Annotated in this window: 11 protein-coding genes and 1 pseudogene; 7 read left to right on the forward strand and 5 right to left on the reverse strand. The window is 65.8% G+C overall.

Annotated features, from left to right (window positions below; all coding sequences use genetic code 11):
* Nucleotides 1–1,458, reverse strand: a complete 1,458-nt coding sequence (gene ffh / locus SPYCW_RS14005) for a signal recognition particle protein (RefSeq protein ID WP_120217292.1) — start codon at nucleotides 1,456–1,458, stop codon at nucleotides 1–3.
* 249 nt (nucleotides 1,459–1,707) lie between these two features.
* Between ffh and SPYCW_RS14010 the strand changes: the two genes are divergently transcribed.
* The 7 genes and pseudogenes from SPYCW_RS14010 to SPYCW_RS14040 all read left to right on the forward strand — a co-directional run bounded on the left by SPYCW_RS14010 (nucleotide 1,708) and on the right by SPYCW_RS14040 (nucleotide 8,490).
* A complete protein-coding gene (locus SPYCW_RS14010) occupies nucleotides 1,708–3,351 on the forward strand; it encodes a putative bifunctional diguanylate cyclase/phosphodiesterase (protein WP_120218322.1) in 1,644 nt (547 codons plus the stop codon).
* A 98-nt stretch (nucleotides 3,352–3,449) separates the two neighbouring features.
* Nucleotides 3,450–3,935: pseudogene (locus SPYCW_RS14015) on the forward strand (endonuclease domain-containing protein).
* Nucleotides 3,884–4,690, forward strand: a complete 807-nt coding sequence (gene dapF, locus SPYCW_RS14020) for a diaminopimelate epimerase (RefSeq protein WP_120217293.1) — start codon at nucleotides 3,884–3,886, stop codon at nucleotides 4,688–4,690. The pseudogene SPYCW_RS14015 and the gene dapF overlap by 52 nt, the downstream one beginning before the upstream one ends.
* Nucleotides 4,687–6,024, forward strand: coding sequence for a MiaB/RimO family radical SAM methylthiotransferase (locus SPYCW_RS14025; RefSeq protein WP_120217294.1), 1,338 nt, complete (start codon nucleotides 4,687–4,689; stop codon nucleotides 6,022–6,024). The genes dapF and SPYCW_RS14025 overlap by 4 nt, the downstream gene beginning before the upstream one ends.
* Nucleotides 6,021–6,947, forward strand: a complete 927-nt coding sequence (gene ftsY, locus SPYCW_RS14030) for a signal recognition particle-docking protein FtsY (protein WP_120217295.1) — start codon at nucleotides 6,021–6,023, stop codon at nucleotides 6,945–6,947. Before SPYCW_RS14025 ends, ftsY begins: the two co-directional genes overlap by 4 nt.
* Complete coding sequence (locus SPYCW_RS14035) at nucleotides 6,944–7,624, forward strand: inner membrane-spanning protein YciB (RefSeq protein ID WP_120217296.1); 681 nt, start codon at nucleotides 6,944–6,946, stop codon at nucleotides 7,622–7,624. The genes ftsY and SPYCW_RS14035 overlap by 4 nt, the downstream gene beginning before the upstream one ends.
* A gap of 293 nt (nucleotides 7,625–7,917) precedes the next feature.
* The gene (locus SPYCW_RS14040; protein ID WP_120217297.1) at nucleotides 7,918–8,490 is read left to right on the forward strand and encodes a urate hydroxylase PuuD; all 573 of its coding nucleotides are present in this window, start codon (nucleotides 7,918–7,920) and stop codon (nucleotides 8,488–8,490) included.
* 159 nt (nucleotides 8,491–8,649) lie between these two features.
* On the opposite strand, the gene SPYCW_RS14045 is transcribed toward SPYCW_RS14040, so the two are convergent.
* Genes SPYCW_RS14045 through hemB form a run of 4 tightly spaced genes read right to left on the reverse strand, consistent with a single transcriptional unit; the run spans nucleotide 8,650 to nucleotide 13,002 of the window.
* Complete coding sequence (locus SPYCW_RS14045; RefSeq protein WP_120217298.1) at nucleotides 8,650–9,204, reverse strand: gamma carbonic anhydrase family protein; 555 nt, start codon at nucleotides 9,202–9,204, stop codon at nucleotides 8,650–8,652.
* The gene (locus SPYCW_RS14050) at nucleotides 9,201–11,468 is read right to left on the reverse strand and encodes a fused MFS/spermidine synthase (protein ID WP_120217299.1); all 2,268 of its coding nucleotides are present in this window, start codon (nucleotides 11,466–11,468) and stop codon (nucleotides 9,201–9,203) included. The genes SPYCW_RS14045 and SPYCW_RS14050 overlap by 4 nt, the downstream gene beginning before the upstream one ends.
* Nucleotides 11,465–12,007 carry a GNAT family N-acetyltransferase gene (locus tag SPYCW_RS14055; RefSeq protein ID WP_120217300.1) on the reverse strand — a complete coding sequence of 181 codons (543 nt, stop codon included), beginning with the start codon at nucleotides 12,005–12,007 and terminating at the stop codon, nucleotides 11,465–11,467. Before SPYCW_RS14055 ends, SPYCW_RS14050 begins: the two co-directional genes overlap by 4 nt.
* The gene (gene hemB / locus SPYCW_RS14060; protein ID WP_120217301.1) at nucleotides 12,004–13,002 is read right to left on the reverse strand and encodes a porphobilinogen synthase; all 999 of its coding nucleotides are present in this window, start codon (nucleotides 13,000–13,002) and stop codon (nucleotides 12,004–12,006) included. The genes SPYCW_RS14055 and hemB overlap by 4 nt, the downstream gene beginning before the upstream one ends.
* Between the last annotated feature and the right edge of the window lie 239 nt (nucleotides 13,003–13,241).

Here is a 13,241-nt window from a genome sequence, read left to right on the forward strand (position 1 = left end):
TTACTTCTTTTTATTCATCAAATTGGCGAGTTCGGGCGGGATCGATCCGCCTCCACCAAGGCCGGGGAGGCCGCCGCCGCCACCCAAACCGCCTGGGCCGCCCATGCCGGGAATGCCGCCGCCCTTGCCGAACAGCGCGCCGAGCCCCTTGAGGCCGCCCATCTTGCGGATCTTCTTCATCGCGCTGGCCATTTCCTGATGCATCTTCAGCACCTTGTTGACCTGTTGCACGGTGGTCCCCGACCCGTTGGCGATACGGATCTTGCGCTTCGCGGTCAGGATTTCGGGCTTCGCGCGTTCCTTGGGGGTCATCGACCCCATGATCGCGTCGAAATGAATGAGCATCTTGTCGTCGGCGCCGCCCGCAGCCATCTGGGCCTGCGCCTTCTTGATGCCGGGGATCATGCCAGCGAGCGCGCCGAGGCCGCCCATGCGGCGCATCTGATTGAGCTGGGTGCGGAGGTCGTTGAGGTCGAACTGGCCCTTGGCCATCTTCGCCGCCATCGCCTCGGCCTCTTCGGCCTGGATCGTTTCGGCGGCGCGTTCGACGAGGCTGACGACGTCGCCCATGCCGAGGATGCGGCCCGCGATGCGCGACGGCTGGAAGAGTTCGAGCCCGTCGAGCTTCTCGCCCGTACCCGCGAACTTGATCGGCTTGCCGGTAACCGCGCGCATCGACAGCGCCGCACCGCCGCGCGCGTCGCCGTCCATACGCGTGAGCACGACGCCGGTGAGCGGCACCTGGTCGGTAAAGCGCTGCGCGACCTGCACCGCGTCCTGGCCGGTCAGGCTGTCGACGACGAGCAGCGTTTCGGCGGGGTTCGCGGTGCGCGACACCGCCTGCATTTCGTCCATCAGCTGCTGGTCGACGTGGAGGCGGCCCGCGGTGTCGAGCATCAGCACGTCGAAGCCCTGCAGCTTCGCCGCCTGCATGGCGCGCTGGGCGATTTCGACCGGCTGCTGGCCTGCGACGATCGGGAGGGTCGCGACGTCGATCTGCTGGCCGAGCACGGCGAGCTGTTCCTGCGCGGCGGGGCGATTGACGTCGAGCGACGCCATCAGCACCTTCTTGCGCTCCTTGTCCTTCAACCGCTTTGCGATCTTCGCGGTGGTCGTGGTCTTGCCCGAGCCTTGCAGGCCGACCATCATGATGACCGCGGGCGGCGCGACGTTGAGGTCGAGCTCGGCAGTCTCGGAGCCGAGCATTTCGGTCAGCGCATCGCTGACGATCTTGACCACCTGCTGCCCCGGGGTGACCGAGCGCAGGACGTTCTGACCGATCGCGAGGTCGGTGACCTGATCGACGAAGCTGCGCACGACAGGCAACGCGACGTCAGCCTCGAGCAGGGCGATTCGCACCTCGCGCATCGCGGCGCGCACGTCGGCCTCGGTCAGCGCGCCGCGACCGCGGAGCTTTCCGAAAACATCGCCAAGCCGATTGCTCAGACTGTCGAACATGCGCCTCAAATCCTTGTTTTCGAGGCCCGCAACGCAAAAGACGCCGGTGAGCGAAACCTCGCCAACCAGCGGCTATCCGTGGACAGACTTTCCGTCGCGGACATCGATATGTTCGTTCGCAAGATGCGGCCGAACGGCGCGCCAATACACCGATCACCCGGCAAAGGCAAGCAAGCGACGCCGGGCCCGACTTAACCCAAATTTCACCGCTTTGCGTGCATTACAGCCGGGATGGTGGGGAAAAGCCAAATGATCGATACGCCGAAACAGCCGGACCGCAGCACCGGGGCCAAACGCGACATCGTCGCCGGCGGCATCGTCGTTGCCGCGATCCTGTTGTTCGTCGGCACCGGCAGCACGGTGATGCAGGCGATCGTCAACACGATGGTCGGAATCGGCGGCGGTCCCGACCGCGCGCTGGCCGCGGCGATGGTGCTGAACGTCGCGCTGATCCTGTTCGGGTGGCGCCGCTATGACGATCTGCACCGCGAGATTCGCGAGCGGACCGAAGCCGAGCAGCGCGCGCGCTATCTGGCCGATACCGATCCGCTGACCGGCTTCCTCAACCGTCGTTCGCTGCTCGCCACCGGCCAGCAGCAGATCGCCGATGCGATCGCGGGCAAGCGCCATGTCGCGCTGTTCCTGCTCGATCTCGATCATTTCAAGACCGTCAACGACATCCACGGCCACGCCGCGGGCGATCGCGTCCTGCAGGTCGCCGCCGAACGAATTTCGGCGATCCTGCCCCCCAATGCCACCAAGGCACGGCTGGGCGGCGACGAATTTGTCGCGATGCTGGCGTTCGAGCCGTTTGCGCGCGCGACGATCGACGCGCTCGCCGCCGAACTGGTGGCCGCGCTCGAAAATTCGGTTGCCCATGATGCGCAGCAGATCCGCATCGGCGCGTCGCTGGGCATCGCGCTTGCCGACGATGCCAGCGTGACGATGGAAACCATGGTCCGCCAGGCCGATATCGCGATGTATCATTGCAAGGACGAGGGGCGGAACCGCTTCTGCTGGTTCGAGGCCGGCATGGAGATGGCGGTGCAGGTCCGCAACCAGATCGAAACGGGAATCCGCGAGGGCATGCCACGCGGCGAATTCGTGCCGCATTTCGAACCGCAGGTCGATATCGCCAGCGGCCGCCTGGTCGGGTTCGAGATGCTGATGCGCTGGGAATCGCCCGAATATGGGATGATCCCGCCCGAACGCTTTATTCCGGTGGCCGAAGAAAGCGGACTGATCGGCGAATTGTCGCTTCAGGTGATCCGCCAGGCGATGGAAATCGCCAAACGCTGGGATCCGTCGATCATGCTGGCGGTCAATATTTCGCCGCAGCAGCTGAAGGACCCGTGGTTCAGCCAGAAGCTTACCAAGCTGCTCGTCGAAACGGGTTTCCCCGCCGCGCAGCTCGAGGTCGAGATTACCGAAAGCTCGCTGTTCGAAAATCTGCCGCTCGTCCGTTCGATCGTCACCAGCCTGAAGAATCAGGGCGTGTCGCTGAGCCTCGACGATTTCGGCACCGGCTATTCGTCGCTGTCGCACCTGCGCGCGCTGCCGTTCGACCGCATCAAGATCGACCGCAGTTTTGTGGCCGCGATGCGCGGTAGCCCCGATGCGCAGGCGATCGTCGTCGCGATCGTGCGGCTGGGCGAAAGCCTGGCGATGCCGATCACCGCCGAAGGCGTCGAGGATGAAGCGACGGCGATCGAACTGACGCGGCTGGGCTGCGCCAAGGGTCAAGGCTGGTATTTCGGGCGCGCCGCATCGGCCGCCGACACCGAACGCCTGCTCGCCGATCGCGGGCTGCTGCGCGCGCCGATGGTGCCGCCGACGAGCCCCGACACAGAATCGGACGCGGACGGCGCCGAACCGCTGCGCAAGACGGCGTAGTGCTTCTTCTCCCCTCCCTTTCAGGGAGGGGTCGGGGGTGGGTTGGCGAGCGCAGCTCGCCGTTCTACGTTCGGCTAATGCACCGCATCCCAACCGTCATGACCGAACGCGCGAGGCAATTGCGGCGCGATTCGACCCCTGCAGAACGCAAGCTATGGCGACTGTTGTCACGTTATCGACCACCGTTCACCCGGCAACTTGTCGTGGGCCACTAAATTGTCGACCTAGCTTGCCGCGAGGCCAAGCTCGCAATCGAACTCGACGGGAGCCATCATCTAGACCGGCAACCCTATGATGAAGACCGCACCGAGTATCTCGAAAGTATTGGCTGGCAGGTGGTCCGTCTCTGGAATTCTGACGTCATTGCCAACCCGATCGGTGCGGCGGAGTTTGTCCTAGGCCGCGCCGCCGAGTGCCTCGGCGGCACCCACCCCAGCCCCTCCCTTCCAGGGAGGGGAGAGAGCGGAAGCCACGGTCGCGCCCTGACCCGCATCGCTAGACTTCCCTGCCCCGCCCCCTTACATGCGCGATCATGGCGGACCGCTTCACCAAGATGCACGGGCTGGGCAATGATTTTGTCGTGATCGACGCGCGCGTGGCGCCCGTCGAGATGACGCCGGCGCGTGCGCATGCGATCGCCGACCGGCGCCATGGCATCGGGTGCGACCAGCTGATCCTGCTCGAACCGTCGGCCAGTGCCGACGTCAAGATGCGGATCTTCAACGCCGACGGCGGCGAGGTCGAGGCGTGCGGCAATGCGACGCGCTGCGTCGCCACGCTGATCGGCCAGCCCGCGGTGATCGAGACGCTGGGGGGGATGCTGCGCGTAACGCCGGCTGATGGTGGTGCCGAGGTGGTGCTGGGCGAGCCCATGTTCGACTGGGAACATATCCCGCTCGCGATGCCGATGGACACCCGCGACATGCCGGTGGCGTGGGACGAATTGGAACATGGCGCCGCGGTCAATGTCGGCAACCCGCACATCGTATTTTTTGTCCCCGAGGCCGACGCGGTCGCGCTCGACGCGCTGGGGCCGCGGATCGAGACCGACCCGCTGTTTCCCGAGCGCGTCAACGTCAATGTTGCGAGCCTCGACGGCGACAACCAGTTGCAGTTGCGCGTGTGGGAGCGCGGGGTCGGGCTGACGCAGGCGTGCGGCACCGGCGCCTGCGCCACCGCGGTCGCGGCGATCCGCGCGGGCCTCGTCCAGTCGCCGGTGACCGTTGCGCTGCCCGGCGGCGACCTGATCATCCGCTGGGCGCCGGGCGAGCCGATCGTGATGAGCGGCGCGGCGACGCGCGTTTACGAGGGCGAGACCGACTGGGCGCAGTTCGGATGAGCGCAGCAGTCGTCGACCGCCACGAGGTCGTCAATTTCGGTTGTCGGCTGAACATCGCCGAAGGCGAGGCCATTTGGTCGGCGATCAGCGCCGCGGGTGCAACCGACACGATCGTCTTCAACAGCTGTGCGGTGACCGACGAAGCCGTGCGGCAGGCACGGCAGGCGGTGCGCCGCGCGCTGCGCGAGCGGCCGGGTGCCGAGGTCGTGGTGACCGGGTGCGCGGCGGAGCTGGAGGCCGAACGCTTCGCCGAAATAGGCGCGCGGGTGGTGCGGAATGACGCCAAGGGTTTGGCGGAGAGCTATCTTCCCAATTCTCCCCCGTTCCCCCGCGAAGGCGGGGGTCCATCTTCTGCCATCGCGTCAGCAAACGAAGGGCGACGGCAAGACGAGAGCGTAGGTGATGGGCCCCTGCCTTCGCAGGGGCGCAGTTTGCCTTATGCCCCCGCCCTGTCCGGGGCCGACCACGCGCGCGCGTTCCTAGGCGTGCAGACCGGCTGTTCACACAGCTGCACCTTTTGCGCGACGGTGATGGCGCGCGGGACCGCGCGTTCGGCAACCGTCGATGCGGTTCTGGATTCGGCCCGTACCGCGCTGGACCGCGGTCAGCGCGAGATCATCCTCACCGGGGTCGATCTGGCGAGCTATGGCGACGACAGCGGCACCAGCCTTGCCGCGCTGGTCGAAGCGTTGCTGACGCTGCCGATCGAACGGCTGCGTCTTTCGTCGCTCGATCCCGACCGCATCGACGATGCGCTGTTCGCGCTGCTGACTCAGGAGGCGCGCGTGATGCCGCATGTCCATCTGTCGCTGCAGGCGGGCGACGATATGGTGCTGACGCGCATGAAGCGCCGCCATCGCCGTGCCGAGGCGGTGCGCCTGACCGAACGGCTGAAGGCCGCACGCGCCCAGATCGTCATCGGCGCGGACCTGATCGCGGGTTTCCCGACTGAGGATGATGCGATGTTCGCCAATTCGCTGGCGCTGATCGACGATTGCGACATCGTCTTTGGCCATATTTTTCCCTACAGCCAGCGCGCCGGGACGCCCGCCGCGCGGATGCCGCAGGTCGGCCGCGCCATCGCGCGCGAACGCGCGGCGACGCTGCGCGAGGCCAATGCGCGGCGGCGGCACGGCTGGCTCGACGCGCAGATTGGCCGCGCCGCATCGATGCTCGTCGAGCGCGACGGACTGAGCGGTCACGCCGAAAATTTCGCCGCGCTGACGCTGACCGCGCCCGCCGCGCCCGGCACGATCCTTGACGTGCGCCTGGCGGCGCGCGACGGCGACCGCATGGTCGCAACCCCCACCCAGACAAAGGACATCGCCGCATGACCGGCCAAAGCTGGAGCGAAAGGCTGCTCGGCGGCTTTCGCCGTACTTCCGAACGGCTCGGAGAAAATCTCGCCGGGCTGACCGGCAAGGCACGGCTCGACGAGGAGGACCTCGACCGGATCGAGGAGGCGCTGATCACCGCCGACCTCGGCCCCGCGATGGCGGCGCGCATCCGCGACCGTCTTGCCGAACGGCGCGATGTCGCCGCGAATGGCACCGAGGAACTGCGCAAAATTGTCGCCGACGAAATCGCAACCGTGCTGCGCCCCGTCGCCGAGCCGCTCGACATCGACGCCTTTCCGCGTCCGCAGGTCATTTTGGTGATCGGGGTCAACGGATCTGGCAAGACGACGACGATCGCCAAGCTCGCACACCTGTTCCAGGAACAGGATTATGGCGTGATGCTGGTCGCGGGCGACACCTTCCGCGCCGCCGCGATCGGGCAATTGAAGGTCTGGGCCGAGCGGCTGGGCGTGCCGATCATGGCGGGGCCCGAGGGCGGCGACAGCGCGGGCATCGTGTTCGACGCGGTGAAGCAGGCGACCGCGACGGGCATCGACGTGCTGATCGTCGACACCGCGGGGCGATTGCAGAACAAGCGCGAGCTGATGGACGAGCTTGCCAAGATCAAGCGCGTGCTCGGTCGCCTCAATCCCGCCGCGCCGCACGACGTCGTGCTGGTGCTCGACGCGACGACGGGCCAGAATGCGCTGTCGCAGATCGACGTGTTCCGCGAAGTGGCCGGGGTCACGGGCCTCGTGATGACCAAGCTCGACGGCACCGCGCGCGGCGGCGTGCTGGTGTCGGCGGCCGAACGCCACGGGCTTCCGATCCACGCGATCGGCATCGGTGAAACCATCGACGATCTTCGCCCGTTCGATGCCGACGAGATCGCCGCCATTATTGCAGGAAATATTCGATGACCGCCTCCCCGATCGACGTGCCGCCGACCGGCCCGGAAGCCATTCCCGCCACCCCGCCCGCCAAGCATGGCTGGCTCAATTTCGTGATCGACTTCGGGCCGCTGCTCGTCTTTTTCCTGACCTTCAAATTTACCTCCGACGGCGACGGCGCGTTTGCTGCGACCGCGGCGGCGATCAAGGGCACCGTCGCCTTCATGGTCGCGATCGTCATCGCGATGGCGGTGTCGAAGTGGAAGCTCGGCAAGATTTCGCCCATGCTCTGGCTGTCGGGGGTGCTAGTGATCGGCTTTGGCGCGCTGACCATCTGGTTTCACGACGAGCGCTTCATCGTGATGAAGCCGACGATCATCTATGGCGCCTTTGCCGTGCTGCTGCTCGGCGGGTGGTGGTTCAAGAAGCCGATGCTGAAATATCTGCTCCAGTCGGCGCTGGAGGGGGTGACCGAAAAGGGCTGGCTGCTGCTGTCGCGCAACTGGGGGCTGTTCTTTGCCGCGCTCGGTATCGCCAATCACATCATGTATGTCCTGATCCAGCGCGGCGAATTCAGCTTCGACACCTGGCTGACGGTCAAGGTGTGGGGGATTACGGCATTGTCGTTCCTGTTCACGCTGACGCAGGTACCGGTGATGCTGAAGAACGGGCTGGCGGTGCCTGAGGAAGCAACCGTCGAGAAATAGCTCGGCTAGCTCGGCTTTAGGCAAAAACGGACTTGAGACCTCGTCATGCTGAACTTGTTTCAGCATCCATGGCGTGAGCTGGAATTTGGGGCGGCGTCGAAGGAAGTGGCAGGCCATTGGACCCTGAAACAAGTTCAGGGTGACGAGTAATAATTTGAGCCTACGTTCATCACCCCCGTCCCTCCCGGCGCCCACGCCCTTTTCACCACGCTTGAGCAAGACTCCCGACGCTGGCATAGAACCCGCAGGGCACGGGGTCGCGCCGCGCCGCACATAAAGCGAGGGGGAACATAATGGACAAGTTTTTCGGTAATTTGCACGCCGTACTCGGCGCCGGGCTGGTGCTGGCCATCGTGCTGATGCTGGGCCTCAACGGCCAGAATTTCGAGGATGGCATGGCTGCCGCCAATGCGGTGATGCGCTGGCTGCACACTTTCTTTGGCGTGCTGTGGATCGGCCTGCTTTATTATTTCAACTTCGTCCAGATCCCGACGATGCCGAAAATCCCGGCCGAACTGAAGCCCGCTGTCGGCAAGCATATCGCGCCTGCTGCGCTGTTCTGGTTCCGCTGGGCGGCGCTGGTCACGGTGCTGCTGGGCATTGCCATCGCCGGTCACGCCCAGTATCTGGCGCCCGCGCTGGGCCTTCAGGATCCGTACAAGCTGATCGGCGTCGGCATGTGGCTCGGTCTGATCATGGCGTTCAACGTGTGGTTCGTGATCTGGCCGAACCAGAAGAAGGCGCTTGGCATCGTCGAAGCGGATGATGCGACCAAGGCGAAGGCCGCCAAGAACGCGATGATCTTTTCGCGCACCAACACCTTGCTGTCGATCCCGATGCTCTATGCGATGGTGAACTTCAGCTAAGCTGGCAGTGACGGCTTAAAGGGGGCGCTCCGAGAGATCGGGGCGCCCTTTTCTTATTCCGTTCGTGTCGAGCGAAGTCGAGACACCCCAAGGCCGCCTACGACCGCCCCGTGTCTCGACTTCGCTCGACACGAACGGGTTTGTAGACGGGCATCGGAATCAGCCCTCAACCGCTGCCTTGTGCAGGCGCCCGTTCATCACATAATGCGCCACGCCCATCTGCATCCCCGCGGCTTGCGCGTCGTCGATCTCGCGCACCCGGCGCGCGGGCGATCCGGCCCAGAGCTCGCGGTCGGGAATTTCCTTGTTCTCGGTGAGCAACGCACCCGCCGCCAGCATGGCGTCGCTGCCGATTTGGCACCCGTTCATCACCGTCGCCTTCAGCCCGACGAACGCGCGGTCCGCCAGCGTGCAGCCGTGCACCATCGCCATATGGCCGATCAGCACATCCTCGCCGATAATCGTCGGGAAACCTTCTGGCCGATGCGGCATCGGGCCGTCGCAATGGACGATGCTGCCGTCCTGGATGTTCGAGCGCGCGCCCACCACAATCTGGCTGACATCGGCGCGCAGCACGCAATTATACCAGATGCTGACGTCGGGCCCGATCGTCACGTCGCCGATGATCCGGCACCCCGGCGCGATGAAGGCGCTAGGATGGATCGTCGGTGTCTTGCCATTGACGCTGATGATGCTGACATCGCGATAAGTCATTCGTCACGCTTTCCGATCAGGCTGCCCCACATGAGCACGGGCAGGGTTGAGGCGTAATCGTCGGTCCAGCGCTCGAAACCCGGGCGAGATTTCAGCGGCACCCAGGCGCCGTCGTCGCGCGCGGCATCGCGCGGTCGAAGGCCGCCGGTCAGTTGCTGCATCCGCGGTGCTGTCGCGGTCAACGCAACCCAGTTCGACCCGGTCAGGTCGTCGATACCATATTCGGGCGGCCCTGGATCGAGCCGAATGGCGCTCGACCAGCCGCGCGCCCGCGCCTCCTCCGCCAGCACGGGTTCGAGGCCGAAGAAGCGGTTCGAGATGTGGATGAGCAAAATGCCATCGGGTTTCAGCGCGCGCTGGTAGATGCCAATCGCTTCTTTCGTCAGCAGGTGCAGCGGGATCGCGTCGGACGAAAAGGCGTCGATGACCAGAATGTCGAAACGCCCCGCGGGTTGTTCGGCGATCTTCAGCCGCGCGTCGCCAATGACGATCGGACTGTCGCCCGCACAATCGGACAGGAAGGTGAATTTGGCAGGATCGCGGGCGATATCGACCATCACCGGATCGATTTCGAAAATCGTCCATTGCTGGCCGGGCTTGCGATAACAGGCGAGCGTCCCCGCGCCCAGCCCGACGATGCCGACCGACGCCCCCGGTCCGGCAAGCGCCTCGGCCTTGGTCAGCGTCAGCCCGACCCCCGATTTGGGTCCATAATAGGTCGTCGGTTCGCGCCGGTGTGCCGGGTCGGTGCGCTGGAGCCCATGCAGGGTCGTGCCATGCGCCAGACGCCGCTGCTGCTGCGCCGGGTAATCGGTGACGGTGTAAACGCCGAAATAGCTGCGCACGCGCGCGCCGGTGAAGCTTTCCTGCACCGTGTCCCAGCCACCGACCCCGATCATCAACAGCGCCAGCGTCGCCACGAACGCCCAGCGCCACCCGATCACCAAGAGCCCGATGACAAAAATGACGATCCCCCAGGCAGCGGTCGCGCCTTCGAGCACCCCGCCCCACTCGCTCACCATGTGCCAGCTTGCGAACGCCGCGATCGCGACCAGCACCGCAACCGCGATCGCGGTGCGACTGGCGGACAGGCGCAGCCATTTGTCCCACGGCAGCAGCGCGGGCAGCGGCAACAGTGCCGCCGCCGCCAGCACGAGCAGCGGATGTTCATAAACCCAATCGAACAGCAGCGGCGCGAACAGCGCCGCGAACAGCCCGCCAACGACGCCGCCCGCCGACATGATGAGATAGAATAAGGTCAGGTGCTGAAGCGCCGGGCGCAAATGATAGAGATAGCCGTGCAGCGCCGTCGCAACGACGAACAGCATCGCGAGGCTAGCCATCGCGACCATCATCGATCCGCCGCCCGAACTCAGTAGCGCCAGCCCGCCAACCGCGAGCAGCACCGCGGGTGCGATGAAGGTGATCACCTCGGTTAGCCGGTCCATCGTCGAAAAGGCGATGACGAAGCTGAGCAGGTACAGCCCGAGCGGCAGCACCCAGAGGAGCGGCATCGCGACGATGTCGGTGGTGAGGTGCGTGGTCGTCGACAGCATCAGCCCCGACGGCACCGCCGCGATCAGCAGCCAGTGGAGCTGCCGCCGCCAGGTCGGGCGCGGCTCGTCTGTGGCGGCGGCATCGACCGCGGGATCGGTGACCCGTCCTTGCCAGCGCGCCGCGGCACAGGCCGCGACCAGCAGCACGAGCAGCGCGTAGCCTGCGGTCCAGCCCCAGCTTTGCGCGGCGAGCGGCAGGCTGGGTTCGACCAGCGCCGGATAGCTGATCAGCCCGGCGAAGCTGCCGAGGTTCGACGCGGCGTAGAGATAATAGGGGTCGCCCGCGCGAGCATCGGCGGCGAACCAGCGCTGCATCAGCGGCGCCTGCGCCGACACCACGAAGAAGACGGGGCCGATCGACGCAAGTAGCAGCAGCGGCACCCACAAGGCCTCTTGCCCAGCACCGGGCGGAGCGATGTGCGCAATGCCGATCGGGAGCCACAGCGCGGCGACCAGAAACAGCGCGACATGGATGATCGCCTGCCGCCGCACGTCGAAACGGCCGAGCCAATGCGCATAGGCATAGCCGCCGAGCAGCAGCGCCTGATAGACCAGCATCGCGCTGTTCCACACCGCCGGGGCGCCGCCCAATTTGGGCAGCACCATGCGGGCGACCATCGGCTGGACCTGAAACAGCAGGAAGCTGCCGACCAATATGGTCAGCACGAACAGCCAGCGGCGCGGAGACAGGGAATCGGACAGGGTCATGCAGTCTCCGGTACAGGGCGCGGCATCGAATAGGCGACATGCGGACAGAGCGGGTCGGTCGCCGCCAGCTTCGGATGATCGAAATCAAGGTCGGGATGATGGCGCATGCCAAGCCGCTCCATGACGGCGCGGCTGCGATCGTTGCGGCGCGCCGTGATCGCCCAGACGTCCCGATCGGGGAGACTTGCGAATGTCCATTGGGCGGCGCCCCATGCCGCTTCGGTCGCATATCCTGCGCCCCAGCAATCGCGCGCCAGTCGCCAGCCGATCTCGGCCCGGTCCGCTACCGGACCGACGGTGCCGCGGATGACCCCGCACCAGCCGATGAGCCGCGCGTCAGCCTGTCGCTCCAGCGCCCAGAAACAATGGCCATATTCGGCCTCGAGTCCCTGCATCCGCGCGACAAGTGCCTCGGTCGCAGCAAGGTCGAGCGGCGGGCCGAGCGTCGCCATGACATCGGGGTCGCTGCAGATCGCCTGAAACGGCGCGACGTCGTCGTCGCGCCACGATCGCATCCGCAGCCGCTCGGTTTCGATCATGCGCCGAGCAGCCGCGCGGCGTGCAGCGCATGATAGGTGAGCACCCCCGACGCCCCGGCGCGGCGGAACGCCAGCAAGGTTTCGAGCACCAGCGCGTCGCGGTCGCCTGCGCCCGCCGCTGCCGCCGCCTCGATCATCGCATATTCGCCCGACACCTGATAGGCATAGACCGGCACCGCAAAATTGTCCTTCACCGCGCGAACGATGTCGAGATACGGCAGCCCGGGCTTGACCATCACGCTATCGGCGCCCTCGGCCAGATCCTGCGCCACCTCGCGCAGCGCCTCTTCGGCGTTGGCGGGGTCCATCTGATAGGTTTTCTTGTTGCCCTTGAGCAACCCGTGCGAGCCCACCGCGTCGCGGAACGGGCCATAGAAGGCCGAGGCATATTTGGCCGCATAGCTCATGATCTGGACATGGCCGAAGCCTTCGGCCTCCAGCGCCGCACGGATCGCGGCGATGCGGCCGTCCATCATGTCGCTGGGCGCGATGATGTCGGCGCCGGCGCGCGCCTGGTTCAGCGCCTGTCCGACCAGCACATCGACGGTTTCGTCGTTGAGGACATAGCCGCTGTCGTCGATCAGCCCATCCTGTCCGTGGCTGGTATAGGGATCGAGCGCGACATCCGTGAGCACGCCGATGTCGTCGCCGAGTGCCTGCTTGATCGCGGCGGTGGCGCGGCACATCAGATTGTCGGGATTGAGCGCCTCGCCGCCGTCTGCGCTGCGCCGATCGGCTTGCGTATAGGGAAAAAGCGCGAGGCACGGGATGCCCGCACCCATCGCGTCGCGGGCGCGGTCGACGATGCGGTCGATCGACCAGCGCGAGACACCGGGCAGGCTGGCGATAGGTTCTTCCGTACCCGACCCGTCGCAGACGAACAGCGGCCAGATCAGGTTCGACGGCGACAGCGTCGTTTCGCGCACCATGGCGCGGCTCCAGCCGGTGCGGCGGGTACGGCGAAGGCGGAGGTCGGGAAAGGCAGCGTGGGTCATGCGGCGTGCATAGCGAGGTGCGGGCGCGGGGCAAATGGATATTGGGATGGTTTGGTCCCTTCCCCCTTGATGGGGGAAGGATACGCAGCCTTGGCGCGAAGCGGCTAGACGAAGTTGGATGAGGGTGATGGTGCGTCCTTGCACCGTTATCGCAGGCCGAGAGCCCACCCCCACCGCTACACTAAGCCAGCAAGCTGGCAAGTTTCGCTGCCTCCCCCATCAAGGGGGAGGAAAATGGG

It is taken from the genome of Sphingopyxis sp. EG6, assembly GCF_003609815.1.
Lineage (GTDB): Bacteria > Pseudomonadota > Alphaproteobacteria > Sphingomonadales > Sphingomonadaceae > Sphingopyxis.

What these genes read in the sequence shown, in the direction of transcription:
- SPYCW_RS14025 (WP_120217294.1), top strand. Translation starts at nt 4,687, where the DNA reads ATGAGCGCAGCAGTCGTCGACCGCCACGAGGTCGTCAATTTCGGTTGT.
- SPYCW_RS14035 (WP_120217296.1), top strand. Translation starts at nt 6,944, where the DNA reads ATGACCGCCTCCCCGATCGACGTGCCGCCGACCGGCCCGGAAGCCATT.
- ffh (WP_120217292.1), bottom strand. Translation starts at nt 1,458, where the DNA reads ATGTTCGACAGTCTGAGCAATCGGCTTGGCGATGTTTTCGGAAAGCTC.
- SPYCW_RS14050 (WP_120217299.1), bottom strand. Translation starts at nt 11,468, where the DNA reads ATGACCCTGTCCGATTCCCTGTCTCCGCGCCGCTGGCTGTTCGTGCTG.
- ftsY (WP_120217295.1), top strand. Translation starts at nt 6,021, where the DNA reads ATGACCGGCCAAAGCTGGAGCGAAAGGCTGCTCGGCGGCTTTCGCCGT.
- SPYCW_RS14040 (WP_120217297.1), top strand. Translation starts at nt 7,918, where the DNA reads ATGGACAAGTTTTTCGGTAATTTGCACGCCGTACTCGGCGCCGGGCTG.
- hemB (WP_120217301.1), bottom strand. Translation starts at nt 13,002, where the DNA reads ATGACCCACGCTGCCTTTCCCGACCTCCGCCTTCGCCGTACCCGCCGC.
- SPYCW_RS14055 (WP_120217300.1), bottom strand. Translation starts at nt 12,007, where the DNA reads ATGATCGAAACCGAGCGGCTGCGGATGCGATCGTGGCGCGACGACGAC.
- dapF (WP_120217293.1), top strand. Translation starts at nt 3,884, where the DNA reads ATGGCGGACCGCTTCACCAAGATGCACGGGCTGGGCAATGATTTTGTC.
- SPYCW_RS14045 (WP_120217298.1), bottom strand. Translation starts at nt 9,204, where the DNA reads ATGACTTATCGCGATGTCAGCATCATCAGCGTCAATGGCAAGACACCG.
- SPYCW_RS14010 (WP_120218322.1), top strand. Translation starts at nt 1,708, where the DNA reads ATGATCGATACGCCGAAACAGCCGGACCGCAGCACCGGGGCCAAACGC.